Annotated in this window: 27 protein-coding genes and 1 tRNA gene; 14 read left to right on the forward strand and 14 right to left on the reverse strand. The window is 72.2% G+C overall.

The genetic code is table 11. The annotated features are described in order from the left end of the window. Nucleotides 1-77 precede the first annotated feature (77 nt). Nucleotides 78-557, forward strand: coding sequence for a GNAT family N-acetyltransferase (locus OG599_RS09565; RefSeq protein ID WP_327175533.1), 480 nt, complete (start codon nt 78-80; stop codon nt 555-557). 41 nt (nt 558-598) lie between these two features. Here the strand turns inward: OG599_RS09565 and OG599_RS09570 are convergent, their stop codons facing one another. Further along, nucleotides 599-2683, reverse strand: a complete 2085-nt coding sequence (locus OG599_RS09570) for an MDR family MFS transporter (protein WP_327175534.1) — start codon at nt 2681-2683, stop codon at nt 599-601. Nucleotides 2684-2821: 138 nt separating this feature from the next. Here OG599_RS09570 and OG599_RS09575 point away from each other — a divergent pair, with 138 nt between their 5' ends. The 5 genes from OG599_RS09575 (at nt 2822) to OG599_RS09595 (ending at nt 8828) form a co-directional block, all read left to right on the forward strand. Next, nucleotides 2822-4090 carry a peptidoglycan-binding domain-containing protein gene (locus OG599_RS09575; protein WP_327175535.1) on the forward strand — a complete coding sequence of 423 codons (1269 nt, stop codon included), beginning with the start codon at nt 2822-2824 and terminating at the stop codon, nt 4088-4090. A gap of 193 nt (nt 4091-4283) precedes the next feature. Beyond that, nucleotides 4284-4949 carry an HAD-IA family hydrolase gene (locus tag OG599_RS09580; protein ID WP_327175536.1) on the forward strand — a complete coding sequence of 222 codons (666 nt, stop codon included), beginning with the start codon at nt 4284-4286 and terminating at the stop codon, nt 4947-4949. Nucleotides 4950-5313: 364 nt separating this feature from the next. Beyond that, nucleotides 5314-5958 carry an HNH endonuclease family protein gene (locus tag OG599_RS09585; protein WP_327175537.1) on the forward strand — a complete coding sequence of 215 codons (645 nt, stop codon included), beginning with the start codon at nt 5314-5316 and terminating at the stop codon, nt 5956-5958. Nucleotides 5959-6157: 199 nt separating this feature from the next. Continuing rightward, nucleotides 6158-7915: an alkaline phosphatase D family protein gene (locus tag OG599_RS09590; protein WP_327175538.1), complete on the forward strand. Its 1758-nt coding sequence runs from the start codon at nt 6158-6160 to the stop codon at nt 7913-7915. Between the two features lie 220 nt (nt 7916-8135). Continuing rightward, nucleotides 8136-8828, forward strand: a complete 693-nt coding sequence (locus tag OG599_RS09595) for a DedA family protein (protein WP_327175539.1) — start codon at nt 8136-8138, stop codon at nt 8826-8828. Nucleotides 8829-8895: 67 nt separating this feature from the next. Here OG599_RS09595 and OG599_RS09600 read toward each other — a convergent pair whose 3' ends face one another. The 6 genes from OG599_RS09600 to OG599_RS09625 form a co-directional block, all read right to left on the reverse strand. After that, nucleotides 8896-9126 carry a DUF2277 domain-containing protein gene (locus tag OG599_RS09600; RefSeq protein ID WP_327175540.1) on the reverse strand — a complete coding sequence of 77 codons (231 nt, stop codon included), beginning with the start codon at nt 9124-9126 and terminating at the stop codon, nt 8896-8898. A gap of 89 nt (nt 9127-9215) precedes the next feature. Continuing rightward, on the reverse strand, nt 9216-9716 hold the full coding sequence (locus OG599_RS09605) for a DUF7144 family membrane protein (RefSeq protein ID WP_442809403.1): 501 nt from the start codon (nt 9714-9716) through the stop codon (nt 9216-9218). 127 nt (nt 9717-9843) lie between these two features. Next, a complete protein-coding gene (locus OG599_RS09610; protein ID WP_327175541.1) occupies nt 9844-10191 on the reverse strand; it encodes a hypothetical protein in 348 nt (115 codons plus the stop codon). A gap of 4 nt (nt 10192-10195) precedes the next feature. Further along, nucleotides 10196-10411, reverse strand: coding sequence for a hypothetical protein (locus OG599_RS09615; RefSeq protein ID WP_266703803.1), 216 nt, complete (start codon nt 10409-10411; stop codon nt 10196-10198). A gap of 198 nt (nt 10412-10609) precedes the next feature. After that, entirely contained in the window at nt 10610-10789 is a 180-nt protein-coding gene (locus tag OG599_RS09620) for a hypothetical protein (RefSeq protein ID WP_327175542.1), read from the reverse strand. A gap of 9 nt (nt 10790-10798) precedes the next feature. Next, nucleotides 10799-11341: a flavoprotein gene (locus tag OG599_RS09625; protein ID WP_327175543.1), complete on the reverse strand. Its 543-nt coding sequence runs from the start codon at nt 11339-11341 to the stop codon at nt 10799-10801. A 132-nt stretch (nt 11342-11473) separates the two neighbouring features. Between OG599_RS09625 and OG599_RS09630 the strand changes: the two genes are divergently transcribed. After that, nucleotides 11474-12658 (forward strand): helix-turn-helix domain-containing protein, encoded by a 1185-nt coding sequence (locus tag OG599_RS09630; RefSeq protein ID WP_327175544.1) that lies wholly within the window; start codon nt 11474-11476, stop codon nt 12656-12658. 199 nt (nt 12659-12857) lie between these two features. After that, the gene (locus tag OG599_RS09635) at nt 12858-13079 is read left to right on the forward strand and encodes a hypothetical protein (protein WP_327175545.1); all 222 of its coding nucleotides are present in this window, start codon (nt 12858-12860) and stop codon (nt 13077-13079) included. 583 nt (nt 13080-13662) lie between these two features. Here the strand turns inward: OG599_RS09635 and OG599_RS09640 are convergent. The 3 genes from OG599_RS09640 to OG599_RS09650 form a co-directional block, all read right to left on the reverse strand. Further along, on the reverse strand, nt 13663-14007 hold the full coding sequence (locus tag OG599_RS09640; RefSeq protein ID WP_327175546.1) for a DUF6980 family protein: 345 nt from the start codon (nt 14005-14007) through the stop codon (nt 13663-13665). Between the two features lie 100 nt (nt 14008-14107). Continuing rightward, nucleotides 14108-14656 carry a flavoprotein gene (locus OG599_RS09645; RefSeq protein WP_327175547.1) on the reverse strand — a complete coding sequence of 183 codons (549 nt, stop codon included), beginning with the start codon at nt 14654-14656 and terminating at the stop codon, nt 14108-14110. Then, nucleotides 14653-15867, reverse strand: coding sequence for a helix-turn-helix domain-containing protein (locus OG599_RS09650; RefSeq protein WP_327175548.1), 1215 nt, complete (start codon nt 15865-15867; stop codon nt 14653-14655). The genes OG599_RS09645 and OG599_RS09650 overlap by 4 nt, the downstream gene beginning before the upstream one ends. A 297-nt stretch (nt 15868-16164) precedes the next feature. Between OG599_RS09650 and OG599_RS09655 the strand changes: the two genes are divergently transcribed. Together OG599_RS09655 and OG599_RS09660 are read left to right on the forward strand one after the other, a co-directional pair. After that, nucleotides 16165-16311: a hypothetical protein gene (locus OG599_RS09655; protein ID WP_327175549.1), complete on the forward strand. Its 147-nt coding sequence runs from the start codon at nt 16165-16167 to the stop codon at nt 16309-16311. Further along, complete coding sequence (locus OG599_RS09660) at nt 16308-16526, forward strand: hypothetical protein (RefSeq protein WP_327175550.1); 219 nt, start codon at nt 16308-16310, stop codon at nt 16524-16526. The genes OG599_RS09655 and OG599_RS09660 overlap by 4 nt, the downstream gene beginning before the upstream one ends. Nucleotides 16527-16856: 330 nt before the next feature. On the opposite strand, the gene OG599_RS09665 is transcribed toward OG599_RS09660, so the two are convergent. Then, nucleotides 16857-16931: transfer RNA gene (locus tag OG599_RS09665), tRNA-Val, on the reverse strand. A 378-nt stretch (nt 16932-17309) separates the two neighbouring features. Here OG599_RS09665 and OG599_RS09670 point away from each other — a divergent pair. The 4 genes from OG599_RS09670 to OG599_RS09685 all read left to right on the forward strand — a co-directional run bounded on the left by OG599_RS09670 (nt 17310) and on the right by OG599_RS09685 (nt 20710). Further along, nucleotides 17310-18077 carry a DUF4097 family beta strand repeat-containing protein gene (locus tag OG599_RS09670; RefSeq protein WP_327179983.1) on the forward strand — a complete coding sequence of 256 codons (768 nt, stop codon included), beginning with the start codon at nt 17310-17312 and terminating at the stop codon, nt 18075-18077. Nucleotides 18078-18147: 70 nt separating this feature from the next. Beyond that, nucleotides 18148-19572 (forward strand): hypothetical protein, encoded by a 1425-nt coding sequence (locus OG599_RS09675; RefSeq protein WP_327175551.1) that lies wholly within the window; start codon nt 18148-18150, stop codon nt 19570-19572. A gap of 186 nt (nt 19573-19758) precedes the next feature. Continuing rightward, nucleotides 19759-20418 carry a DUF4383 domain-containing protein gene (locus tag OG599_RS09680; RefSeq protein ID WP_327175552.1) on the forward strand — a complete coding sequence of 220 codons (660 nt, stop codon included), beginning with the start codon at nt 19759-19761 and terminating at the stop codon, nt 20416-20418. Between the two features lie 70 nt (nt 20419-20488). Next, nucleotides 20489-20710 carry an FmdB family zinc ribbon protein gene (locus tag OG599_RS09685; RefSeq protein ID WP_327175553.1) on the forward strand — a complete coding sequence of 74 codons (222 nt, stop codon included), beginning with the start codon at nt 20489-20491 and terminating at the stop codon, nt 20708-20710. Between the two features lie 57 nt (nt 20711-20767). Here the strand turns inward: OG599_RS09685 and OG599_RS09690 are convergent, their stop codons facing one another. The 3 genes from OG599_RS09690 to OG599_RS09700 all read right to left on the reverse strand — a co-directional run bounded on the left by OG599_RS09690 (nt 20768) and on the right by OG599_RS09700 (nt 24887). After that, complete coding sequence (locus tag OG599_RS09690) at nt 20768-21427, reverse strand: O-methyltransferase (RefSeq protein WP_327175555.1); 660 nt, start codon at nt 21425-21427, stop codon at nt 20768-20770. Between the two features lie 89 nt (nt 21428-21516). Further along, on the reverse strand, nt 21517-22344 hold the full coding sequence (locus tag OG599_RS09695) for an HAD family hydrolase (protein WP_442809404.1): 828 nt from the start codon (nt 22342-22344) through the stop codon (nt 21517-21519). Continuing rightward, nucleotides 22341-24887 (reverse strand): phosphoribosyltransferase, encoded by a 2547-nt coding sequence (locus OG599_RS09700; RefSeq protein ID WP_327175556.1) that lies wholly within the window; start codon nt 24885-24887, stop codon nt 22341-22343. The genes OG599_RS09695 and OG599_RS09700 overlap by 4 nt, the downstream gene beginning before the upstream one ends. Nucleotides 24888-24889: the final 2 nt, after the last annotated feature.

The raw sequence follows: 24889 nt of genomic DNA on the forward strand, positions 1-24889 counted from the left end.
CCCCCCGGCCCCGGGCGTCCCGGTGCCCACGGCGAAATTCACTTCCCTCCCGATCCGCAGGGTGATCGGATCGGCCCATGACCTGGACTTTGACCCCGGAGCGGTTCGACACGCCGGACGCGGCGCGCCTGCTGCGGGACTACTACGACGAACTCGCCAGCCGCTACTGGAAGCGGCGGGCGACCGAGGCGGAGATCGACGAGGGGCTGGCGGACGACGGCGCCGACCGCCTCGCCCCGCCCACCGGCCGGCTCCTGGTGGGCCGGTACGCGGGCGAGCCGGCGAGCTGCGTCGGGGTGTTCCTGGATCCGGCGACGGCCGTCGCGGAGCTGACCCGGGTCTACGTACGTCCCGCCTTCCGGCGCACCGGAGGCGGCGGGCTGCTGGTGGCGGCGGCCGAGGAGGTGGCGCGCGGGGCCGGGATGCGGGTGCTCCGGCTCGACACCCGGAGCGATCTGGTGGAGGCGCGGGGGCTGTACGCGAAGCACGGGTTCCGGGAGATCCCTGCGTACAACGACGGCCCGTACGCCGACCACTGGTTCGCCAAGAAGCTGTGACGCGCGGAGGAGACGAGCCCGGGACGGGAGGCCGGCCGTCGTCAGGGCCCGGGGTGGCGCGGCTCGGGGCCGCCGGTGTGGCGCGGTTCGGCGGCGTGGTCCCGGGGTGCCTCGGGCAGGTGGGGCCGCTCCTTCCGGGAGCCGCTGACCTCGGCGGTCAGCTCCGAGACCAGGGCGACCAGATCGGTCGGGCGCTCCGGTCCCCACCAGTCGCCCAGCATCTCGGCGAGCGAGTCCTCCCGGGCCCGGGAGAGCCGTACGACCGCCTCGGCGCCCGGTTCGGTGAGCACCATCTGCACGCCGTCGCGGCGTGCGAGCCCGCGTTCCTCCAGCTGCCGGGAGGCGTCGGTGATGACCTTCAGCGGCAGCGGGGTGACGTCGGCGAGCCGGGCGGGCTCGACCGCCCCGTGCCGCTTGATGCGCAGCAGCAGCCAGCCGGCGGCGGGCAGCAGGTCGTATCCGGCGCGGGCGGTGATCTTCTCGTAGATCTCGCGCCGCCCCTCTCGGGTGGCGAGGACGGAGAGGGCGCGGGCGCACTCGTCGTAGGAGGAGCGCTCGACCGGGTTCGAGGCCAGGGTCTCGGTGGTGTCGGGTGCGGTGACCGAGCCGCGCAGCTTGTCCTCCCTGAGGAACCACGCGACGACGAAGGCGACCAGCACGACGGGGGCCGCGTAGAGGAACACGTCGGTGATGGAGGTCGCGAACGCGTCGAGGACGGAGGGGCGCAGGTCGGCGGGGAGCTGCCCGATGGAACGGGGGTCGGCGGCCAGTCGTCCGGCGTCGACACCCGGCGGCAGCGGCCGGCCGCTGAGCGCGTCGGCCAGCCGGTCGTTGAGCAGGCTGGTGAAGATGGTGCCGAAGATGGCGACTCCGAAGGAGGCGCCGATGGACCGGAAGAACGTGGCGCCGGAGGTGGCGACGCCCAGGTCCTCGTAGGGGACGGCGTTCTGCACGACCAGCACGAGGACCTGCATCACCAGGCCGAGCCCGGCGCCGAAGACGAAGAAGTAGGCGCTCATCTCCCAGGTCGAGCTGTTCACGTCGAGCCGGTGCAGGAGCAGCAGGCCGATCGCGGTGACGGCCGTGCCGACGAGGGGGAACACCTTCCAGCGGCCGGTACGGCTGACGATCTGGCCGGAGCCGGTCGAGGTGAGCAGCAGCCCCAGCACCATCGGCAGCATGTGCACGCCGGACATGGTCGGGGTGATGCCCTGCACGACCTGGAGGAACGTCGGCAGGTAGGTCATCGCGCCGAACATGGCGAAGCCGATGACGAAGCTGATGAGGGCGACGAGGCTGAAGGTCCTGATCCGGAAGAGCTTCAGCGGCAGTACGGGTTCGGCGGCGCGCCGCTCGACGGCCACGAAGGCGATCAGGAGCACCACCGCGAGGACGGACAGTCCGATGATCTGCGCGGAACCCCACTCCCAGGTCGTACCGCCCAGGGAGGCCACCAGGACCAGGCAGGTCGCCACCGCGGCGATGAGGAAGGTGCCGAGGTAGTCGATGGTGTGCTTGGTCCGCCTGACCGGGATGTGCAGGACGGCGGCGATGACGATCAGCGCGACGGCGCCGATCGGGAGGTTGATGTAGAAGACCCAGCGCCAGGAGAGGTGCTGGGTGAAGAGGCCGCCCAGGAGCGGGCCGAGCACACTGGTCACGCCGAACACGGCCCCGAAGAGGCCCTGGTACTTGCCGCGTTCCCGGGGCGGCACGATGTCGCCGACGATGGCCATCGAGAGCACCATCAGCCCGCCGCCGCCGAGGCCCTGGAGCGCGCGGAAACCGATCAGCTGCGGCATGTTCTGCGCGATTCCGCAGAGTGCCGAGCCGATCAGGAAGATGACGATGGCGGTCTGGAAGAGTTTTTTACGTCCGTACTGGTCGCCGAGCTTGCCCCAGAGCGGGGTGGCCGCCGTCGCCGCCAGCATGTAGGCGGTGACCACCCACGAGAGGTGCTCCAGGCCGCCGAGGTCGCTGACGATCGTGGGAAGCGCCGTGGAGACGATCGTCTGGTCGAGCGCCGCGAGCAGCATGCCGAGCAGCAGTGCACCGATGGCCACCAGAATCGTCCGCGTGGACCGCACCTCCCCGGGCGCGAGCGGCGGACTCGACTGCTGGGCCATGGGCGTCTCCTCGGATCTCCGGGTACACACCATCCTTACCTCTATGTCCGCTTATGGCCTGCCGAGCGGTGACACCGCGTCGAACGCACGCTCGGCGACCTGCATAATCCAAGACAATTCAAGGGGAGGGGACCCACGATGACGGGACAGACGTGCCCGAACTGCGGCGGACTGCGCGACAGCAGACCGCCGGGACCCGGGCCGGGCGCGGCACCGGCCTGCGGATGCGCCGCCGAAGGCGCGGGAGCGGCACCGGCCGGGGCGGGGGTCACCGGCGGGAAGGCCGCTGGTGGCACCGGGGGGAAGGCCGGCGGGAAAGCCGCCGGGAACGCTGCCGAGGTGGCGGCGGCCGAGGACTTCGACCCGCTGCGGATCAGGCCGTACGTGACGCTGCCGAACTCCGAGGAGCCGGAGCGGGGCGAAGGCGCGGAAGCCGGAGGAGCCGCCACCGTGGCCGGTGGGTCGGCGATGGCCGGTGCCGCTGCGGCCGACGGCGCCGAGGCGCCTCTCGCGGGCGGTACGGAAGGCGCGGGCGGTACGGACGGTACGAGCGGTACGAGCGGTACGGGCAACCCCGTCCCCGCACCCCCCACCCCCGCCCCCGCCGACACGACGATGCGGCTGCCCGCTGTGCCTCCGGACGAGCGCGGGGCGAACCGGCCCGCCGGGCCGATGCCCCCGGCCGCGCCCACACCCGTACCCGGGTCCGCACCCGGGTCCGCGCCTGCGGGCGGTGGGGTCGCGGAGGCGAAGCCCGACCCCGTCCAGCCCCGCCGCAAGCGACCGTTCGTCGCGCTGGGGGTGGCGGCGGCCGTCGTCGCGATGATCGGGACCGCCTCGGTCCTCGGCGGCGTCTTCGACGGGGACGAGGCCGCCCGGCAGGAGAGCCTGCCCGAGACCACGACGAGCGTTCCGGACGCGACCGCCGACGCGACGGACGCCCCGGCGAGCCCGTCCGCCTCCGCGTCGGCCTCCGCCACGGCCTCGCCCTCCGCCTCGGCGACCTCCGCCTCCCCGTCCGCCTCGGCCCCGGCGTCCCCCTCGGCCACCGAGGTGAGCGCGGCCCCGACCGCCTCCGCGGGGATGCCGTCGCCCACGCCGAGCAATCCGACCTCCGCCCCGCCGGTCGACGCCTCGCCCTCGGCCACGACCGCACCGCCGGCGGTCGCTGTCGCCGCCACCCTGCAGCGCGGCGACTACGGACCGGAGGTCGCCGAACTCCAGACCCGGCTCCGGCAGGCGCACCTCTTCTACGGCTCGATCGACTCCAACTACACGGACCGGGTCGAGATGGCCGTGTCGGCGTACCAGTCGATCCACCGCATCCAGGGCGACCCTTCGGGCGTGTACGGGCCCCATACCCGCAGCGCGCTGGAGGCGGCGACGAGCGGGAAGAGCAAGCACTGACCCGACCGGGCGGTGGCGCGGCCCGGAGGGATTGGCGTTCCGGGGCAGGTTTTTGTATCGTGATGGAACAAAGTGGCTTCGCCCGCACTCCCTGACCGGCGGGCGGGGCTGCTCTTGTTCTTCGTGCGCCGCACGTCTTCGCGCCCGTGGCGCACGCGTCCCCTACGCACTTTTCGTGCCCTGGAGCTCGCTCATGCCGGCCACCGTCCTCGCAGCCAACGCCGTCCTCCTCGACATGGACGGAACCCTGGTCAACTCCGACGCGGTCGTGGAGCGCTGCTGGCGCCGCTGGGCCGTACAGCATGGGCTGGACCCGGAGGCAGCGCTCAAGGTGGTGCACGGACGGCAGGGGTACGCCACGATGGCGATCCTCCTCCCGGACCGCCCCATGGAGCAGAACCACGCGGACAACCGCGTGATGCTGGCCGAGGAGACCGCCGACACCGACGGCGTCGTGCCGGTCGGCGGGGCTCCGGCGTTCATGGCCGCGCTCGCGGACCTGCCGCACGCCCTGGTGACCTCGGCCGACGCGGCTCTCGCCGGAACCCGGATGACGGCGGCCGCGCTGCCGATGCCCGTGGTCCGCGTCACCGCCGAATGCGTCGGCGCCAGCAAGCCGGACCCGGAGGGCTTCCTCAAGGGCGCGGCCGAGCTCGGCTTCGCCCCCGCCGACTGCATCGTGTTCGAGGACTCCGAGGCGGGCATCGCCGCCGGCCGCGCGGCGGGCATGCGCGTCGTGGGCGTGGGCCCGCGGGCGGCGGCCCTCTCCCCGGACGCCCACGTCGACGACCTGACCCAGATCCGCGTGGAGGCCCTGGCCGACGGCTCGTTGAAGCTGCACATCCGCGAAGGCCTCTGACCCACCGGGGCGCACGCCCCACCCACCCGCCACACCCGAAGCCCGCCGGGGCGCCCACGGCCCCCGGCGGGCTTCGGCATGTCCGGACGGACGACGCGCCCGGACGAATGACGCACCCGGCCGGACGGAGCGCCCGGCCGGACGAGGCCTCGGCACGGACGACGCGTCCTCCCCCGCCGGACCAACTCACCCTCGCGAGCGCCCGATCGAACTCCAGAGCCCCTTGTTCGACCTCTTGATGTGACGTGCTCATGTCGTCACGCTGTTACCTGGTGCCCACCCCACAGAAACCTGGCACCGCGACGATGACCGGGCTCCACCCCGAGCAGCCCGGTCAACGCACCCCCGCATCAGAGGAGTTCGCATGTCAAGGTTCTACGCGCGTCGCATAGCCGTCGTCGCCGCCTCCGCCGCGCTCGCCGCCACCACCGGGCTGCTCACCGCTCCGTCCGCCCAGGCCGCGATGCCGACCCCGGTCAGCGCCGCCACCGCCCGTACCTACCTCGGCCAGTTGACGGTCGCCGCGGCGGGCACCACGAGCGGTTACAGCCGCGACCTGTTCCCGCACTGGATCACCCAGTCCGGCGCCTGCGACACCCGCGAGACCGTGCTGAAGCGCGACGGAAGCGGAGTCGTCACCAACACCAGCTGCTCGGCCACGAGCGGCAGTTGGTACTCCCAGTACGACGGCGCGACCTGGACCGCCGCCTCCGACCTGGACATCGACCACATGGTCCCGCTGGCCGAGGCCTGGCGTTCGGGCGCCAACTCCTGGACGACCGCCCAGCGCCAGGCGTTCGCCAACGACCTGACCCGTCCCCAGCTGATCGCCGTGACGGACAACGTCAACCAGTCCAAGGGCGACAAGGACCCCGCCAACTGGCTTCCGTCCCGCGCCGCCTACGTCTGCACCTACGTGCGGGCCTGGGTACAGGTGAAGTACTACTACAAGCTGACCATCGACTCCGCGGAGAAGACCGCGCTGACGACGACCCTCAACGGCTGCTGACCCACCGGCCGCGGGCCGACCGCCACCCCGGACCGGTCGGCCCGCCCCCGTTCCGTACCGCCGCCCCCTTTCCCTGCCGCCACTCCGTTCCGTGCCGCCGCTCCGTTCCGTCCCGCCGTCCCCGTTCCGTACCGCCGCTCCGTTCCGTACGGTACGGAGAAGATCCGTACACGACGGCCACGGAGCGAGGAGGGCATGGATGGCAGGGCTCCGCCTGGGACCGCTGCTTCGGTACGTGGACCACTCGTCCGGGACCACCGCCACCGTCTGGGTGGAGGCCGACCGGCCGTGCACGGTCACGGTGCGCTGCGAGGACGGGGCGTCCGGAAGCTCGCCGACGTTCGCCGTGTCCGGCCACCACTACGCCCTCGTGGTCGTCGACGGGCTGACCCCGGGCACGACCACCGCGTACGAGGTACTGATCGGCGAACGGAGCGTGTGGCCGCCGGCCGGCTCACCGTTCCCACCCAGCACGATCACCGCCCCGGAACCCGCCGACCGGGCCCCGCGGGCCCCGTTGCGCGTCGCCTTCGGATCCTGCCGGTGGGCGGCTCCGCCCGGTGGCGGCAGCCCCTTCGCGGCGGGCTCTCCACTGCGACCGCAGGGCGACGACCCCATCGGCCCGGACGCACTCGACGCCCTCGCCGCCCGGCTGGCGACCGACCCCACCGCCGTACGCCCGGACGTCCTGCTGCTCCTCGGCGACCAGATCTACGCGGACGAGACCTCCGGGGCCACCCAGCGATGGATCGCCGGGCGGCGCGACCTGAGGGAACCGCCGGGACCCGAGGTCGCGGACTACGAGGAGTACACCCACCTCTACGACGAGTCGTGGCGCGATCCCGAGGTGCGCTGGCTGCTCTCCACCGTCCCCAGCTGCATGATCTTCGACGACCACGACGTCGTCGACGACTGGAACACCAGCGCATCGTGGCGGACGGACATGCGGGCCACCTCCTGGTGGCACGAGCGGATCGTCAGCGGGCTGATGTCGTACTGGGTCTACCAGCACCTCGGCAACCTCTCCCCCGCCGAGCTGGAGTCCGACCCCCTGTACGCGGAGATACGTTCCGCCGCGGACGGCACCGAGGCGCTGCGCAGGTTCGCGGCCACCGCCGACGCGGACCCCTCCGGGGTTCGCTGGAGCTACCGGCGCGACTTCGGCCGGGTGCGGGTCCTGGTGGTGGACAGCCGCGCCGCCCGGGTCCTCGGCGAGCAGCACCGGGCGATGCTCGACCCCGGGGAGGCGCAATGGGTCCGCGAGGCGGCGCTGGACGCGCCGGGTTCGTACGACCACCTTCTGATCGGGACCTCGCTGCCGTGGCTGCTCCCGCCTCTGATCCACGACGCGGAGGCGTGGGACGCGGCGCTCTGCCGGGGTGTGCGGGGTGGGCCGGACGGCCGCTGGGCCCGGTTCGGCGAGAAGCTGCGCCGCGCGGCGGACCTGGAGCACTGGGCCGCGTTCCCCGAGTCGTTCCGGGAGCTGACGGACCTGGTACGGGAGGCGGGCGGTGGTCCGGGGGCCCCGGCGACCGTGTGTGTGCTCTCCGGCGATGTGCACCATGCGTACGTCGCCGAGCCCCGGTGGGCCACGGGTGGGCCGGAGGCCAGGGTGTTCCAGCTGACCTGCTCGCCCGTCCACAACTCGATTCCGGCCCTGATGAGGGTCGGCTTCCGGTTCGGCTGGAGCCGGGCCGGGACGTGGCTGGGCTCGTTGCTGGCCCGGCACGGGCGTACCGCCGAACCGCCGGTGCGGTGGCGGCGGTCCGGCGGCCCCTGGTTCGGGAACCAGCTGATGACGCTCACCCTGACCGGCCGGAGCGCGCGGCTGGATCTGGTGCGGGCGAGAGAGACGGGGGATACGGCGGAGCCCAGGGAATCGAGGGAATCCGCACCTCCCACCGGCGGCGTCCGACTGGAAACAGTCATGGAACGTTCGCTCACCGAGGGGGTGTAGCCCCTTTTCGGCCACCCCCGGATCCTCCCTCCCGGCCCCCCGCGCCGGCCCCGGCACGGCGGCCGGCCGCAGCCCGCCCGTCGGTGCACGTGAGCTGGACAACACCGCACTCCCCCGACTACGTACGGGTGAAGCGCAGGCGTACGCTGTACAGCTGGCCCTGCCGCTCCTGCCGCTCCCCTGCGACGTCGCGGCGTTGATACGAACCGGGGAGTAGGACGTGTTTGAGAGTGTGGGTGCGCTGACAAGCAGCCCATGGGTCTACCTCGTGGTGGGCCTCTCGGTGCTCCTGGACGTGTTCCTCCCCGTCCTCCCCAGCGGTGTCCTGGTGATCACCGCGGCCACCGCCGCCGCCGCGGGTTCGACCACGGTCGCGGGTGCTCCCGGCGCGGCGACCCACGCGGCGCCGTCCCTGTTCTTCCTCGCACTGAGCGCGGCGGCCGCCTCCGTCCTCGGCGACCTCGTCGCGTACCGCCTCGCCTGGCGCGGCGGCGAACGGCTGGACCGCGCCATCGCCCGGTCCCGGCGCCTCACCTCGGCGCAGGAGCGTCTGGGTGCGGCGCTCAACCGCGGCGGCGGCGCGCTCGTCGTGATCGCGCGGTTCGCCCCGGCGGGCCGGTCCGTGGTCTCGCTCGGCGCGGGCGCGGCGCACCGCAAGGTCAAGGAGTTCCTGCCCTGGTCGGCCGTGGCGGGTGTCGCCTGGGCCGGTTACAGCGTCGGGCTGGGTTACTTCGGCGGCCAGTGGCTGGGCGCGACCTGGTTCGGCACGGCCATCTCCGTACTCGCGCTCTTCGTCGCGGGCGGCCTGGCGGCGTTCGTGATGCGCCGCCCGGCGGCTGCGGCCCAGCAGGCGCTGGCCGAGGCGGCTGCCTCGGCCGCCCCGGCTCCCGCCGGTCTCACCCCGGCCCCCTGAGCGACCCGTCGGCCGCCCCCTCAGCCGTACGCAGAACGCACACGCGCGGACACGGCCGTACGCGCCCTCAGCCGTGCGCGGCCGTGTGGGCGCCCCGCACCTCCAAGCCGTCGAGAAGCCGGTGCGTGGCGGCCGTGATCTCCTCCACGGCCCGGTCGAACACCTCCTGGTTGTGCGCGGCGGGGGCACGGAAGCCGGACACCTTGCGTACGAACTGCAGGGCGGCGGCTCTCATGTCCTCTTCGGTGGCCTCCTCGGGGAGGGCCGGCGGTCGGAGCGTCTTGATACTGCGGCACATGACTCCAGTGTGACCCCGACCACTGACATCCGGCCCGGACCGGGTCACTCGCCCCGGTGAGCGCGACCGCGCCGCCCGGCGTGCGGCTCTCAGATCACCGCGCCCCGCCGGTCCGTGCACAGGGCCCAGATGACCACCGCGTCGATGCCGATGGAGATGAGGGCGGTGAGGGGCGCGTAGGGCAGCCAGAGGAAGTTCGCGATCAGGTTGATGGCGGCGAGCGCCACGCCCGCCCCGCGCGCCCAGCCGGCGCCTTTGAGGATGAACCAGCCGACGATGACGAGGATCACCCCGAGTGCCAGGTGGATCCAGCCCCACGCGGTCAGGTCGAACTTGAAGACGTAGTGGTTGATGCGTGCGAAGACGTCGTCGGTGGCGATGCCCGAGACGCCCTTGAGGATGCCGAGCACACCGTCCACGAGCAGCAGTACGCCCGCGAACATCGTTCCCGCCGCGGCCCACTGCCCGCCCGACTGCGGGCTCCTCCCGCCCCCGCCCGGTTCACGGCCGGGCCCGCCGGTGCGCCCCGGTCCCCCCGTCCCGTCCGTCGTCTCCCGCGCTCCTCCGGGGGTGGATGCCGACTGCGTCATGAACACTCCTTCGTGCGACGGAACGCGGTGAACGTACGGAAGCCGCACCGCGGTACGGGATCAGAGAGGCGGAGGGGAGAGCACAGGGCCCCGGGCGTCCGGGTCGGAGTGTGGCGACGCGTCCGGGTCAGGGCGTGGCGACGACGGTGACGACGTGACCCTGCGCGTCCACGGTCAGAACGGCCCGCTCGACCTTGTTGACCAGGGCCAGCGCCAGCCAGACCGGGCCCCAGAGGAAGCAGGTGAACACCGTCAGGAAGGCGTGCAGCACGTGGTTGACGGGCTGCCCGCGGACGAGGACGGCCTGCGCGCCGGAGCGCGATTCCACCCGCCATCCGTCGGCGATCCGCTGCGTGACGGCCCAGTCGAGGATGAGGCTGCGCTGCGTGTCGTCCGGCGGTACGGCGTGCGGGGTGTAGTAGCCGGGAGGCGGCTCGATCGACGTCCGCGCCCGCGGAGTGCGGTGGGGCTTCACGGGCTCACCTCCAGGTGTCGAGGTCTCCGCCTCGCCACTCGATCAGGTCGGGCTGATCAAGGTCGGCTCCCTCCCCGTCCGGTACGAGTCCCGCCGTACGGAGAAGTGCGGCCACCTCTCCCCGGCCGTGGGCCAGCCCCACGATCCGCCCGTGCACCGTCACCCTCCGCGCACCGTTGGACGACGGCGGGAAGACGATCACGGGCGGGTGTACAGCCATGCGTCTACGGTGCCCCGCACGCGCCGGGAGCGCATCCCGGGGGCGACGGACGCGCAGAACGCGTCGTATGGGGTCGAACACGTCGGCTCGTGGGACAGGCCGGGCACGGGGACGCGAACGGTGAGAGGGAGGCCGGCTCGGATCGAAATGGCCTTCGACGGTGAGGCGGCGGGACCGGGACGGCGGGGGCGCCGCCGGTCAGGCCGCCTCCGCCATGTCCGCGTGCATCGCGGACGCCCATTCGACCAGCAGACGCTGATACGTCGCTTCGTCCTCCGGCGACAGCCGTCCGCCCGAACACTGCCACAGTGCGCGGATGTCCGCGTTCACCGCGTCAGGTGAGCGCACGGGGGCAGGCGCCGGAGGAAAAGTGGACATGCGTACAGATTACGGCGCCGAACTGACAACCGAGTCCACGGTATCGAGCGCCGATGTCCACGGAAACTCCTCGGGTCTCCCCTCGCCCGGCCGGTTCGGCTCGAATCCGCCGGGCCCGAAGAGCACGTTCACGCCCGCCTCGCGGAGAGTCTCCAAAGACCGTCCGAACTGCGGATGTCGCACGTAGGCGGCGTTTGCGCACGGCATGGCCACGATCGGTATGTCCTTGCCGGAGCCCTCGGCGACCACTCCGACGACGAAGGTCGAAGTGATGCCGAGCGCCCATTGGTTGAGCGTGTTGAAGGTGGCCGGCGCGACGAGAATCACATCCGCCGGGGGCCATACGTCCGGATCACCGGGCATCTTGTACTCGGAGCGCACCGGATGCCCGGTCGCCTCCTCCAGTGCGGGCAGTTGGGGTGCCAGCCATCGCGCGGCCGTCGGCGTGAGGCCCAGGCAGACGTCCCAGCCGCGCGCCTGCACATTTCTCACTACACGTAATACGTCGAACACCGGAGGGGCAGCAGAACAGAACAGGTACAGAGTCGTCATGCAGGCCATACCACCCCGCACTCCTCCCCGGATGCAAACGCCCCCGGAACGGGTGGTATCGCTACCGATGACACCCGCGCCCACAGTGAGCGCGGGTACGTTCCCGGTGACTCGTGTAGAAACGGAGAACGCATGCCCAGCCAGGTCGGCGAGCACACCGGCACCCGCATCAAGGAACAGCGCAGGCTGGCCAGATTGACGCAACGTCAACTCGCCGCCCGGCTGCCCTACTCGTACAGCCTGCTGAACCAGGTCGAGTGCGGAGCCAAACCGGCGAACCTCGACTTCGTGGCGGCGGTGGCACAGGTGTTGCGGATCGACGTGTCGGTGCTGACGGGGCAGCCGTACGTCACCGAGCTCCAGCAGGACCGGCTGACCGAGTTGATAAGGCCCATCCGCGAGGCGCTCGACCTGTACGACCTGGGCGGCGACGACACGATTCCCGAACGTTCCCCCGAGCAACTGGTCGAGGCCGCGCAGCACCTCTGCGTACTGGTCCGGGCCACGCATCTGCGCAACGCGGCACGGATGTTGCCGTCCGTCATCACCGAACTGACCACCGCCGCCTGGCGTTCGGGGTCCTCGGAGCTGTGGCGGGCGCTCGCCTCCACCTACCGTACGGCGCACGACGTCAGCGTGAAGCTCGGCTACTACGACCTGTCCGCGGTGGCGCTGGACCGGATGGACTGGGCGGCCCGGCGCGCCTCCGACCCGTGCCTGTCGGCGATCCGCCAGTACATGCGGGCGCTGGTGTACTTCCGGGAGGGCGAGTACCGGATCGGGCAGCGGCTGATCACCTCGGGCCACCAGATCATGTGCGCCGCCGGGGAGGACCGGGAGGCGCTGGCCGTACGCGGCCAACTCCACCTCGGCGCCTCGGTGATCGCCGCGCGCGCGGAGCAGCAGACCGAGGTGGACGACCACATCGCGGAGGCCACCCGCTGCGCGGCGGTCACGGGCGAGGCGACCCGGATCCACTGGCTCTCCTTCGGCCCGACCAACGTGGCGATGCACCGCATGTCGGCGGCGATCGAGATGCGGCAGTACGACGACGCCCTCACCCAGTCCCACAGCATCAAACTGCCGGCCGGGCTGGCCACTTCGCGGCGCGCGCACTTCCTCATCGACCGGGCGCGCTGCGAGATGGAGACGGGCCACACCGAAGCGGCCCTGGGCTCCCTCGCCGACGCCCGGCACGCCGCCCCGGAGCAGACCCGCTACCACCCGGGCGCCCGTGAGACGATCAAGGGCCTGGTGCACCTCTCGCGCCGCACCCCGGATTCCCTGGGCCACATGGCCACCTGGATCGGCCTCTGAGCCCCCGGCCCGGCCCCGGGCCCCGAATCGGACCCGGACTCGGCCCCGGACCCGGCCCCGGACCCGGACTCGGCCCGGGGCTCTGCCCCGGCCCCCTCCGGTCACTGCCCGTATGAGCACGCTCACAGATCTGTGAGCGTTGTGGCCCCCGCGCCCCGGCATGCTGACGACATCTGATCCATGACGACACGGGGATGCCATGACTGTGAGGAACCTGCCGCCGGTATCCGAGCTGACCGAACAACAACAGCGAGGCTGGTCGTGCGTCTGGTGCGCGGCCCCCTTGTCGACGGGCACCGCCATCAACCTCGGCGAACAACGCCACGAGCCCGCCTTCGGCTCGCCCTACTGGTGGTTCCCCCGCGCCTGCCCCGACGCCCGCGCCTGCGCGAAGCGCGAGGCCGGCGGCGACCGCCGCTGAGCGGCCCCGCACGGGCCGGGACGCCCCCCACGCCCCGGCCCCCGCCTCCCCCTCGGCTCCCCTCGCCGCCCCTCACCGCTGCTTGCGCAGCCTCCGCAACGCCGCCCTCGCCTGGGCCTGCTTGCGCCGCGCCACCCCGTACGGCGACCACGCCCCCTGGTGCAGGTGACACCGCGAGGTCCCCGTCATCGCCTCTTTCGCACACCGGGTCCTGCGCTGTGTCAGGGCCCCGCATCTGATCCGCGCCATCCGTACCCACCCTCTCGTCGTCCCACGATCACCGTCACCCCCGCTTGCCGTCGCGCCCGTACCGCCCCGTGATCAGGCTCCCCCGTACCTCCAACGGTGCCCGAGGCAACTGCCCCGGCGGCAGGCGCACATGCCACCGGCAGAGGCGCGCCCGCTCACTCCCGGAGCGCTGGGGGCGCAGTGGGTTGCGCGGGTGAGATTCGGCGTACGCGCCCCCGGGCGGCCCGGTCCGGTACGGCGGCAGCAGCAGCAGCAGCCGAACCCATAGCTGGCCTGGTGGGTTCGGCGAGTACGTGGGCGCGTGCGCGGAGAACGTCCGCCTCGTCCTGGTGGCCTACGCCTGCTCCATGGACCTGGCGGTCGATCCGTCAGTCCTGTGACGGCCTAGCCAGCGGTCGTCCTGGAACTCGGCAGGGACTTCGTCCTCCCACGGATCGATCCCGCGGCGTTCCATTTCGTCGAACCATCGGTCCCGCTGTGACTCGGGAAGGCGTCGTCCGCACCAGGGGCAGAAGTCGATGGTGATGCCCGATGTGCCGCCGTCATGGATGATCAGCCCGTACTCCTGGAACTCGGCACGGAATTCGATCAGCGCGTCCGGGCAGTCGTAAGGGTCGTCGTGCTGGTCGCAGCGCACGTTCACGCGGCGGTCCATCTCTTCGCAGCAGTGGTGGGTCATGACGCCTTGTCGATCTCGGCGAACTGGGCGCGGGGCACGCGAAGGCGCGCGACACAAGGTTGCAGATCGGGCATGGGTTCGAGTCTATGGCAGTAAGGGATTACGGGGCGGGGCTGACAAGGTCGCCGACTACGTCCAAGGCCCGATGCCACGGGAACGACGCCGGATCTCCCTGCTTCGGGTAGTGCGACTCGTATCCGTCGGGGCCGTCGAGGAAGACCACGCCCTGGGCGCGGAGATCCGCAACGCTCCGGGCCACAGCCGGCTGGGCCCCCTGCGCGCGGTTGAAGTACGGCATCGCGGCAACCGGCACGCCAAGGTGAACGCCTTCGGACGCCAGTCCCAGAGCGACCGTGTCGGCGATGCCCGCCCCCCACTTGTTGAGGCTGGTACACGACAGCGGGGCGACGAGCATGGCGTCCGCCTTCGGCAACGCGTCGCTCTCGCCCGGCAGTTTGTACTGCGACCGGACCCGGTGACCGGTCAGAGTTTCGAGCTCGCCGAGGCGCAATTCCCACCAGCGTGCCGCCGACGGGGTCAGGATCAAGCAGACGTCCCAGCCGCGTGCCTGCGCCTGTCGCACCCCCTCGTCGATGTACTCGGTGGGGCCGGCAGCGCAGGCAATGAGGTACAGAACTCGCTTCGTCATGCGGGGAGTCCACATCGTGCGGCCAGCGCACGCAACTCCCCGCTGGGGACGGCCGTTGCGCCGACGACATCCTTCACCAGGGCCACGGTGTTCGGCCTGCCCTTGAACTCCTCGGGCGCTAGCCGGGAGGCCGCAACGAGCGACTCTGCAGCGGCCTCCTTCTTCCGCGTCAAGAGCTGAGCGCGTGCCTTCGTGATGAGATACCCGGCCCGGCGCTCGTGCGCCAAGCCCTGCACGGCCCTGTCATCCATGGACTCGGCAGCCTCAAGCGCCGACCACCCATCCTCGAATCGGGCCAGGACATCGATCCGGTGCAGGCTCACGTTCGTCGGTCCGAAGGCTGTCCAGTCGGCATTGAGGTCGGCGCCCTGCTGGTCGGCGGCCTCTGCCGCCTGGTCGACATACTCGACGGCGTCGCGGACGCCGGCAGTCGTCCGCTCCATCGCGGACGCCGAGATCGCGGCGGACAGATACAGCATGCCGAGCGTCGACAGCCCGAGCGGGCCGACCGCAGCCAGGTCGCCGTGGAGGCGTCGCGCGGCCCCCATGGCGAAGTCGACGGCCGCACGCGGCTGCTGCTGGTAGGTGAGGGACTTCGCCACCCGACGGGAGGCCGCCCCGATCGCGACCGCGTCCCCGGACCGTTCCGCCGCGGCGAGGGCACGGTCGGCGACAACGGCCGCCTGAACCGCGGTTGAGGCCCCGTACTTGTGGAGGAAGCTCGTGGCCAGCTGCAGGACGCGGGAGAGAACAACGTGTGCCTCGCTCGCCTCGGTGCTGGCACGGGTCGCCGACTGCTGCGCCATCACCAAGAGCAGAGGCAGGTCGCGGCCGAGCGCCCCGTAGTGGCAGGCCTGAAACGCCTCGCAGCAGAAGGCGAGGCGGCGCCTCAGCTCCGTCAGCGGCAGCAGTTCCTCGACGCCGCCGTCGGGCCGGTACAGCACCTCGATGACCGCGGCGGCCTCCGGCGGCGGGACCGGCGACGAGACCGGGCCGACAGGGGAGTCCATCAAGAGTTGCCCAACAGGGATGCGCAGCACCTCGGCAGCGCGCACCAGAACCGAAAGGCGAGGATCCTGCTGGCGCTGGCCACCCTCCAGATCCTGCACCCATCTCCGGGTCTGCCCCATCAGTCGGCCGAAGTCGACCTGCGTGAAACCTCGCCGGTCCCGCCAGTAGGCGATGCGCCGGCCGATGCGCCCAGTCTCCATGGAGGCCCCCGATCAAGGCACGCAAAGTGCGTGCCCGCCACCGTTGTACCGCGTCCTACGGTGCAGTCACAGCCGATCGTCAACACCCCCGGGGGCACCAACCATGACAGTGGAAAACCTGCCGCAAGTCGGCACGCTGTCGGAGACGCAGCAGCGCGGGGCCAACTGCGTCTGGTGCGCGGCGCCCTTGCCCCCCGGCGACGCTCACGACCTCGGGCCACGCCCGGACCCCGGGTACGGGGGCGCCGTCACCTGGTTCCCGCGCTGCTGCCTCACCTGCTGGGAAGGACGGACACGATGAGCACCACCGAGAAACCGCTCACCGCCGGAGACCGCGCGTACCGCGTGTGGATCATTCACACCGAGCAGTGCGCCACCTGTCGAGCGGGCCGCGCCTGCACCACCGCCGTGAGGCTCGGCCGGGCGTGGAGGGCCGTCCGATGACCTTCCCCCGGTACTGCGTCGACTGCGACCGCACGATCACCGGCAACGCCATCGTCGTCGCCGAGGGGCACTCCGCCTCCGGTGCCCGCCCGGACGCGTACGCACATCCTCCGGGCGACCCTGCGTGCGCGGTTCGGCGGGCGTCACCGAGCATGCTGCACCAACAGCTCGTCGCGATGCCGCCGTTGTCCACCCGCGTTGATGTCACTGACTGATGTCAGCCGCCGAAGAGCTCCGGGTGCGGGCAGGGCTCCGGGGCTTCCTCCGGCCGGTCGGCCCACTGCCACCAGACGTGTCGCTGCGGACAACCCCATACGCCGCGACAGACTCGCTTCCCGTCGTCCTCACGCCGGCAAAGCGCGAACGCCCTGAACCGCATCGGTTGGCCACAATCGGGACATGCGGGCGGAGAGTCGGGCGGCATGAGCGGACCGTACTCCGTCGACCCGCTTCCCCGCACGGTCACCCTCTGATCCGTCTCTGATCCGTAGCGCCAGTGGATGCCGAAGGCCCCCAATATGATCGGTTGGGGGCCTTCTTCGTGCTGGTGGGCGCGGACGGTTTCGAACCGCCGACATCTGCTTTGTAAGAGCAGCGCTCTACCCCTGAGCTACGCACCCGTGGACGAAGGAACAGCGTACATGGCGTCCGGCCCCGGCTCACACTCAGATTCCCCGCAGCCGCAGGTCCGGGCCACGGGGCCCGCCTCCCGGCCGCCACGGCGCCGCCCCCGAACCGCCACCGAAGCGCTCCCAAGACCGTCCGATGCCGTCGGATACGGGGGTTACCCCCACCCCGAAGCCGGTGGGCGGCCTCATCGTGGGTGACGGCCGGGCTGCATAACGTGAAGGTGGCCGGGGGAACTGCCCCGGTGAGTACGTCACCGCACCGCGCAAATCTGGGGGACCGATCCCGTGGACAGCACCAACGGCACGCCGCACGCCCGCGATACCGCCCACCGATTCACGACCGGCGCCGCCCGTCGGCTCGACACCCGCATCACCCGCACCACCCGCACCGCGCTCCTGGCCTCCGCCGGGGCGCTCCTCGTAACGGTGGCGGTCAGCGGCTGCGCGGGCTCGGACGTGGACGGGGCGCCCGTCGAGCACAAGTCGTTCGCGCTCCGGGGGAAGACGTTGACCATCGACTCCTCGAACACCTCGCTGGAGCTCGTACCAGCCGATGTGGACCAGGTGGAGGTGGAGCGGCAGACGGACGGGTGGGTGGTGTTCGGGTCCGGGCCCGATCCGGTCTGGAAGATGGAGGACGGCACCCTGACGCTGAAGGTGAAGTGCACGGGCGTGGTCAACAACTGCTCCGGCCGGCACCGGGTGAAGGTGCCGCGCGGGGTGGCCGTGAAGGCGTCGGGGAGCAACGGGAAGGTGACGGCGTCCGGGTTCGACACCCGGCTGGAGTTGTCCTCCGACAACGGCGGCGTGGTGGTGCGGGACGCCGGGGGCGAGCTGAAGTTGTCGAGCGACAACGGTTCGATCGACGCCAAGGGGCTCTCGGGCCCGTCCGTCGTGGTCGGTTCGGACAACGGGACGATCCGGCTCGGCTTCGACGCGGCACCGGACCTGCTGGACGTGGACACGGACAACGGCGGTACCCGCATCGAGCTGCCCGGGGGCGGGACCGCGTACGCCGTCGACGCGAAGGCGCACAACGGGCACGTCTCCGTGGACGTACCGCGCAGCGACGCCAGCCCGCACGTGGTGAAGGTCCGCAGCGACAACGGGGAAGTCAGCCTCCGAACCGTGAACTAACCGGCCCGGGTATTCGTCATGTCTGGTGGGAGAATGGACCGGGCAGAGGCGAATGGCACGGGAGAGGCATGTGACGGCGACAGACGCGCGGCCGCAGGTGAGAGGGCACGCCCCCGAGGGCCCGGCCGCCGCCGTCCCGACCCCGGCGAGCCGTACCCCGCGGGCGTTCCGGGACGTCGTGGCGCTGGTGCTGCTGCCGCTCCCGCTGCTCGTGGCCGCGCTGCCCGCGGCCTTCGCCGGGGGCGGTACGCGCCGTTGGTTCGGCGGGCGGGACGGGGGCAGCCGGCGGGCGGACGCGCAGGCGGCGAAGGACGCCGCCGCGGAGGCTTTCTACGAGCTGGACAGCGCGCAGCGCGATCTGGAGATCTCGATCGAGACCATCACGGCCGTCGACAGTTCCCCGCGCGCCCGGCAGGCCGTCGAGGAGTTCGCCGCGCTGGGGCGCCGTATCGACGAGGTCAGCCACACCTACATCACCGCGGTCGACGCGCACGACCTGGACCGGGACGGTCTTGAGCCGTCCGTCGCGGCCCGGGCCACGACGGAGCTGACCCAGGCCAAGGACGCGCTCGTACGGGTCAAGGGCGAGCTCGACCGGTACGCGCAGGGGCTCGGCCCCCTCCTCGGCAGCGCCGAGACGCAGCTCGCCCGGCTGGCTCCGGCCGTGGAGCGGGCGCGGCAGGCGCTGATCGGGGCCACCGGCGCACTGGACGGCGTACGCGCCTCCGGCTTGAAGGCCGACGACCTCGCGGCCCGGCTCGCCGCCCTCGCCCCCGAGCTGACCAGGCTCAACCAGGGTGCGGGGCGTCATGGCGTCGCCGGGACGCTGGAACGTGCCGATCAGGTGCTCCGCGAGGCGCAGGCCATTCGCACCGAGGCCGAGCGGCTGCCGGAGCGGGCCGCCGAGATCGACCGCAGGCTGGTGTCGCTGCGTACGCGTGCGCAGGCCCTGACCACCCGGGCGGGCGGGGTGGAGCCGATCCTCAGCGAGTTGCGGCGGCGGTTCTCCGAGGAGTGCTGGCAGGACCTCCAGCACGTTCCGGAGCAGGCGGCCGAGGACGTCCGCCGGGCCGAGGAGAAGCTCGCCGAGGCCGCTACGGCCCGCAGGGACCAGAGCTGGGCCGACGCCACCGCCCGGCTGGGCACGGTCCGCGCGCTGCTCAACCACGCGGACGAGGCGGTGACGGCGGCCGGGGAGCGGCTGCGGCTGCTGGACGCGGTGGCGAAGGACCCGAAGCAGGAGATCGAACGGACCCGGTTCGTCGTCCGCGACGCCCAGCGGCTCGCGATGGCCGGCCGCAACACGCCCGATCCGCGTCACGCCGGGCCGCTGGACAACGCGGTGGCGCGGCTGGACCGTGCGATCGCCGCCCTCGACGTCCGCCACCCCGACTACTGGCACTTCCTGACCGAGGCGGAGGCCGTACGGCAGACGGCGGCCCAGGTCGTCTCGGCCATCCGCGAGGGGCTCGGTACGGGCTCGACCGCCACCTGAGCCGAGCGCCCGAGCTGCCCTGCGGCCCTGCGGCCTCGGTCCTCGGTCCCCCAGTTGTCCCGCCGCGCTCCCGGGCAGATGCTGGAGGTGATCCGTGCGCCGGTGCGAACCTCCGCCAGGGAGAGGGACCGGTATGAACCTCCGTGGAGGTCCGTGCGCCGGTGCGTACCTCCCGAGGAGGTCGCCATGAAGAAGCCCGGCAAGGCCGAACCCGTGAAGACCGAGCCCGTGAAGACCGCGTACGAGCAGGCGGACCCCGTGAAGGCCGCGCCCGACCGGGCCGAGGCCGTGAGGGCCAAGCCCTTGCACGCCCGTCTCAACGAGGAGTTGCCCGTCGACCACCGGCTCAGTCAGGTCTACCGGGTCGGCGCCGGGCTGATGGGGCTGGTGCTCCTGGTCTTCGGCATCCTCGGCCTGATCGACAAGATCGGCATCTTCGACACCGGTGGCGACACCGTCGCCGGCCTCAACACCAACGGCGCGCTCAGCATCCTCTCCATCTGCGTGGGGGTGCTGCTCTTGGGCGGCATGGTGGTGGGCGGCAACAAGGCGTCCACGCTGAACATGACGGTCGGCGTCCTCTTCATCGCCAGCGGGTTCGTGAACCTGGCCCTGCTCGACACCGGGCTCAACTTCCTCGCGTTCGAGATGCCGAACGTGCTGTTCAGCTTCATCGTCGGACTGATGCTGATGTTCTTCGGGATGTACGGACGGGTCAGCGGCGGACTTCCGCACGACAACCCGTACTGGCGGGCCCGCCATCCCGAGGAGGCCGCCCGCGAGGACCGCACCCGGTCCGACCGGCCCCCGATGATGCCGGGCACCCGGCCCCAGCCGCACGGGTGACGGCGTGGACCGGCGGCCCGGACACCAGCTTGTCCGGCCGATGCCGCACGGGGCCCCCTGCTCTTGGTCCATGCCTCGTTACGAGTACCGCTGCCGCACCTGCGGAGACACCTTCGAGCTCAGCCGTCCGATGGCCGAGTCCTCCGATCCCGCCACGTGCCCCGTCGGCCACGACGACACCGTCAAGCTGCTCTCCGCCGTCGCCGTGGGCGGCACCTCGGGCTCCGGCTCCGCTCCTGCCCCGGCGGGCGGCGGAGGGGGCGGCTGCTGCGGTGGTGGCTGCTGCGGCTGAGACCCACAAGCCGTGCGGGACCGGAGCGCCGGGGAGGCCGCTCCGGCCCGCACGCGTTCACCGCTTGCGCGACAGCGTCAGCCCGTCCGCGACGGTGAGCAGCACGCTGTCCATCCGGTCGTCGGCGAGGACGTGGTCGTTGAACTCCCTGATGGCCGCCGCTCCCCCGGTGGCGTGCGGGTCCACGACCCCGCCGTGGAACAGGGTGTTGTCGGTGGCGATCATGCCGCCCGGCCGCAGCCGGGGCACCAGCTCCTCCCAGTACGCGAGGTAGCCGCCCTTGTCCGCGTCGAGGTAGGCGAAGTCGATGTGCGGCTCCTCGGGCAGGGCGCGCAGGGTGTCGAGCGCGGGGGCGATGCGCAGGTCGATGCGGTCCGCGACGCCCGCCTTCTCCCAGGCGGCCCTGCCGTACGCCGTCCACTCCTCCGAGACGTCGCAGGCGATCAGCCGCCCGTCCGGCGCCAGCGCCCGCGCCATCGACAGGGCGCCGAAGCCGGTGAAGGTGCCGACCTCCACCACGAGCCGGGCGTCGGTCAGCCGGACCAGGAAGGCGAGCAGCGGGCCCTGTTCCCGGGCCGACTGCATGCCCGCGCGGTCCGGGAGTTCGGCGTACGTGGTCGCGACGAGTTCCTGCTGGACGGGGTCGAGCGGCGGGTTGTGGGCGAGTACGTAGGCGTACAGCTCGTCCGTCATGCGGGTTTCGTTGCCCTTGGTCATCGTGCGCAGCTCCCGGGGCTGTTGGTGCGGCGTCGTGCCGGTCGGGCCCAGCCTGCCCAATGGACCCGTGGTTGCCAAAGACTCTCCCGTCAGCCGCGCGCCGCCGCCAGGAACCTGCGCAGGATCTCCTCCCCGGCGAGGACGCCCTGCTCCTTGAGGGCGACGACGCCGCCGGTGTGCCAGCCGGTGTCGGCGAGTTCGCCGTGGCCGGGGCGCCAGGCGAGGTCGGTGCTGAGCAGCAGGTCGGCGTCGAGGAGGGAGTCGCCCGCGGAGAGGGTGAGTCCGGCCCCGGCGCGGCGGGCGACCTCGCGGACGGCCGCGCTCTTGGTGAGCGGCCGGGGTACGGCGTAGATCTTGCGGCCCTGGAGGGAGACGGTCCAGCCGCGCGGGTCGGCCCAGTCGACGAGCTCCTTCACCCAGCCGTCGGGGAGCTGGGAGCGTTCGACGACGAGGTAGGCGAAGAGGTCCTCGGCGACCCGGTCCTTCAGCAGCCAGGCGGGGTCGGAGACGGCGGCGAGGTGGGCGCGGACCTCGGCGAGCGGGGCGCACTCGCCGGCGATGCGGTCCAGGACCCCCGCGTGCCAGTCGGGGTCGGACTCCCCGTCCACGAGGATGTGCCCGCCGTTGGCGACGACGGCGTAGGCCGGTGCCGGGCCGGGGAGGCTGATGCGGTGGTACTGCTCGCGGGTGCGGGTCGTGGTCGGTACGAAGACCGTGGTGCGGCCCAGCTCCTCCAGGAGTCCGGCGGCCGTCTCGGTGACGTAGGAGAGCGGCTTGTTGCCGTACACCTCGACGCAGAGCAGCCGGGGGGCGTCGGCGTCCGGCATGGCGAGCTGGAGGGCGCCGGTCGAGTAGATGAGGGTGCGGTCGAGGTCGCTGGCGACCAGCGCCACGGGGTTCGTCCCCGGTGCGGTCACTGTTCCGTCACCGCCTTGCCGTCGGCACCGGTCGCGCCCCGGGTGTACTTCGGGTGGATCAGTCCGACACAGCTGTACGGGAGTCCGTCGACCTCCTCGACGGGCACCCCGCGCTGCTCCGCGAGGAGCCGTACGTGGTCGAGGTCGGCGCCGGCGCCGCGGTCGGCGAGGATCTTCCAGGGGACGCGGCGGAGCAGTACGCGGGTGGTCTCGCCGACGCCGGGCTTGACGAGGTTGACGTCGTGGATGCCGTATTCCTCGCTGATGCGCTCGACGGCGGCCCAGCCCTCCCAGGTGGGGGCGCGGTCGGCGGCGAGCAGCGCCTTGGCCTCCTCGTCCACCTCGTCGGCGACCTCGTCGAAGCGGGCGGCGACGGTCTCCAGGAAGTCGAGGGAGACGTCCGAACCGGCCAGCTCGCGGTAGAACTTGGCGCCGTGGAAGTCGTCCGGGCCGACCAGGTCGGCGCGGAGCACGGTACGGGAGATCAGGCCGGACACCGTGGAGTTGAGGCAGGCGGAGGGGATGAGGAAGTCCTCGCGGGTGCCGTAGGTGCGGACGCAGCCGCCGGGGTCGGCGAGGACCGCGATCTCGGGGCTGAACCCTTCGAACTCCTCCAGGGCGACGGCCAGTTCGCGGGTGATGGCGCCCTTGCCGGTCCAGCCGTCGACGAACACGACGTCGGCGGGGTCGTGGTGGGCGGCCAGCCAGCGCAGGGCGTTGGTGTCGATGCCCCGGCCGCGCACGATGGAGATGGCGTAGTGCGGCAGGTCGAGTCCGTGGCGGTGCTGGGCCCAGCGGCGCATCAGGACGCCGACGGGGGTTCCGGCGCGGGCGAGCGAGACCAGCACGGGCCGCGGTCCGCGTTCTTCGAGGACCGTCTCGGTGACGGTGCCGACGGCGCGGGCGATACGGGCGGCGGAGGTCTCCAGGGCGGACTGGAAGAGCGCCTGGTAGGCGGGGCTGGGCTGGTACTCCACGGGGAGCGATTCGGCGTAGTGCGCGCCACCGCTCTGTATCGCCTCCTCGCGTTCCTCCGTGGGGGCCTCCAGCTCGGTGTCCGAGAGGTCCTGGAGCAGCCAGCCGACGTCCTCGGCGGCGTACGAGGAGAATGCGGGGCCTCTGAGGGGCTCGGGCAGCATCGTGAATTCCTGCCGTTCGGGGGTGTACGAGGGAACGACCGCGAGGAGCACTCGGCCGGTGTGGGCGGCGAGGCGGGCCAGCAGCCCTTCGGGGGCATGGAGTTCGGGTGTGTCGGCGTGCGAGTCGACCACCACGACGACGGCGTCGAAGCCGGCTCCGGCGACGTTGTACGCGTACCGGTCGCCGGGGCCGTCCGCCGGGGTGTCGTGGGCCGGGAAGACCAGTCGGCTGCGTATCGCGTAGCCGGGGTCGTCGACGGCGAGGACGGGTGAGCGGGTGGTGGTGGAGTAGCGGACTTCGGTGTCCGAGACGTCGTGGAGCTGTTCCAGGGCGGTGGCGAGGCGCAGCGGGGCGTACATGAGTTCCTCGAAGCCGAGGACGAGAACGCGGCGGGGGCCGGCACCGCTTTCGGGGGCGCCGGAACCGGAGGCGGTACCGCCGGACGGGTCGTGGAGGGCCGCCGCGATCCGGGCGGCCATGCCGGGGAGGGCGTGTTCCAGGGTGGCGCGGTGGGCGGGGGTGAAGCCGTGCCGGCCGCCGTCCGGCAGCCCCTCGGGCCAGCCGAGGTCGACCCGGACGGCCTGAGCGGCGGCCCCGGCCACCTCGTCGGTCGCTGCGGCCTCGGCTGCCTTCGCGGCCTCGGCTGCCTTCGCGGCCTTCGCCGCCTCCACCGCCTCCTGCTCGGCGACGAGGGCCGCTCCCCGTTCCAGTACTCCTTCGGGCAGGACGACCGTGCCGGTGCCGCGGGCGATCAGGTCGACGCGGGCGCCGATCTCGGCGGCGAACCCGGTGAGGCGGCCCCGGTCCTCGGCCGACCGCATGTCGGCCAGGGCCACGATGACGTACCGCTCGCGGGGGTAGAGGTCGTGCAGCGCGCGGATGGTGTTGAGGACGGTGTTGCCGGTGGAGAACTCGTCGTCGACGAGGACCAGCGTCCCGGGGCGGGCGAGCAGCGCCGGGTCCTCGGGGAGCAGCAGGTGGGAGGTGGCGTGCGAGTGGGATTCCTCGAAGCCGCCGGCGCGGACCACGCCGGGGACGGGGCGGCGGGTGGAGTGGAGGTAGGGCGCCGAGCCGATGCCGTCGGCGACCGAGTGGCCGAGTCCGGTGGCGGTCTCGGCGTATCCGAGGACGACCGCCCGGTCGGCCTCGGGCCCGAGCAGTTCGCGTACCCGGCGGCCGAGGTCGACCCCGGCGCCGTGGACGACGGAGGGGAGCTGGGGCACGTGCTTGCCGAGGACGTGGGAGACCAGCAGATGGGCCCGCCGGGGGTTGCGCCGCAGGGCGAGCCCCAGCATGTCCCTGATCTCCTGGTCACCGGCGAGAGCGACTCCCAGCCGCTCGGCCACCCAGCTGCCCGACCACACCACGTCCACCGTCTCTTTCTCCGTCGCCCGCCCGCTCATCG

This window comes from Streptomyces sp. NBC_01335, from assembly GCF_035953295.1.
In the GTDB taxonomy this organism is placed as follows: Bacteria; Actinomycetota; Actinomycetes; order Streptomycetales; family Streptomycetaceae; genus Streptomyces.

Coding starts and splice junctions, on each gene's coding strand:
- OG599_RS09660 (WP_327175550.1), top strand. CDS start 16,308: ATGACCTTCCCCCGGTACTGCGTCGACTGCGACCGCACGATCACCGGC.
- OG599_RS09585 (WP_327175537.1), top strand. CDS start 5,314: ATGTCAAGGTTCTACGCGCGTCGCATAGCCGTCGTCGCCGCCTCCGCC.
- OG599_RS09620 (WP_327175542.1), bottom strand. CDS start 10,789: ATGTCCACTTTTCCTCCGGCGCCTGCCCCCGTGCGCTCACCTGACGCG.
- OG599_RS09655 (WP_327175549.1), top strand. CDS start 16,165: ATGAGCACCACCGAGAAACCGCTCACCGCCGGAGACCGCGCGTACCGC.
- OG599_RS09590 (WP_327175538.1), top strand. CDS start 6,158: ATGGCAGGGCTCCGCCTGGGACCGCTGCTTCGGTACGTGGACCACTCG.
- OG599_RS09570 (WP_327175534.1), bottom strand. CDS start 2,683: ATGGCCCAGCAGTCGAGTCCGCCGCTCGCGCCCGGGGAGGTGCGGTCC.
- OG599_RS09690 (WP_327175555.1), bottom strand. CDS start 21,427: ATGACCAAGGGCAACGAAACCCGCATGACGGACGAGCTGTACGCCTAC.
- OG599_RS09630 (WP_327175544.1), top strand. CDS start 11,474: ATGCCCAGCCAGGTCGGCGAGCACACCGGCACCCGCATCAAGGAACAG.
- OG599_RS09580 (WP_327175536.1), top strand. CDS start 4,284: ATGCCGGCCACCGTCCTCGCAGCCAACGCCGTCCTCCTCGACATGGAC.
- OG599_RS09600 (WP_327175540.1), bottom strand. CDS start 9,126: ATGTGCCGCAGTATCAAGACGCTCCGACCGCCGGCCCTCCCCGAGGAG.
- OG599_RS09700 (WP_327175556.1), bottom strand. CDS start 24,887: ATGAGCGGGCGGGCGACGGAGAAAGAGACGGTGGACGTGGTGTGGTCG.
- OG599_RS09615 (WP_266703803.1), bottom strand. CDS start 10,411: ATGGCTGTACACCCGCCCGTGATCGTCTTCCCGCCGTCGTCCAACGGT.
- OG599_RS09680 (WP_327175552.1), top strand. CDS start 19,759: ATGAAGAAGCCCGGCAAGGCCGAACCCGTGAAGACCGAGCCCGTGAAG.
- OG599_RS09565 (WP_327175533.1), top strand. CDS start 78: ATGACCTGGACTTTGACCCCGGAGCGGTTCGACACGCCGGACGCGGCG.
- OG599_RS09605 (WP_442809403.1), bottom strand. CDS start 9,716: ATGACGCAGTCGGCATCCACCCCCGGAGGAGCGCGGGAGACGACGGAC.
- OG599_RS09625 (WP_327175543.1), bottom strand. CDS start 11,341: ATGACGACTCTGTACCTGTTCTGTTCTGCTGCCCCTCCGGTGTTCGAC.
- OG599_RS09635 (WP_327175545.1), top strand. CDS start 12,858: ATGACTGTGAGGAACCTGCCGCCGGTATCCGAGCTGACCGAACAACAA.
- OG599_RS09640 (WP_327175546.1), bottom strand. CDS start 14,007: ATGACCCACCACTGCTGCGAAGAGATGGACCGCCGCGTGAACGTGCGC.
- OG599_RS09645 (WP_327175547.1), bottom strand. CDS start 14,656: ATGACGAAGCGAGTTCTGTACCTCATTGCCTGCGCTGCCGGCCCCACC.
- OG599_RS09575 (WP_327175535.1), top strand. CDS start 2,822: ATGACGGGACAGACGTGCCCGAACTGCGGCGGACTGCGCGACAGCAGA.
- OG599_RS09650 (WP_327175548.1), bottom strand. CDS start 15,867: ATGGAGACTGGGCGCATCGGCCGGCGCATCGCCTACTGGCGGGACCGG.
- OG599_RS09685 (WP_327175553.1), top strand. CDS start 20,489: ATGCCTCGTTACGAGTACCGCTGCCGCACCTGCGGAGACACCTTCGAG.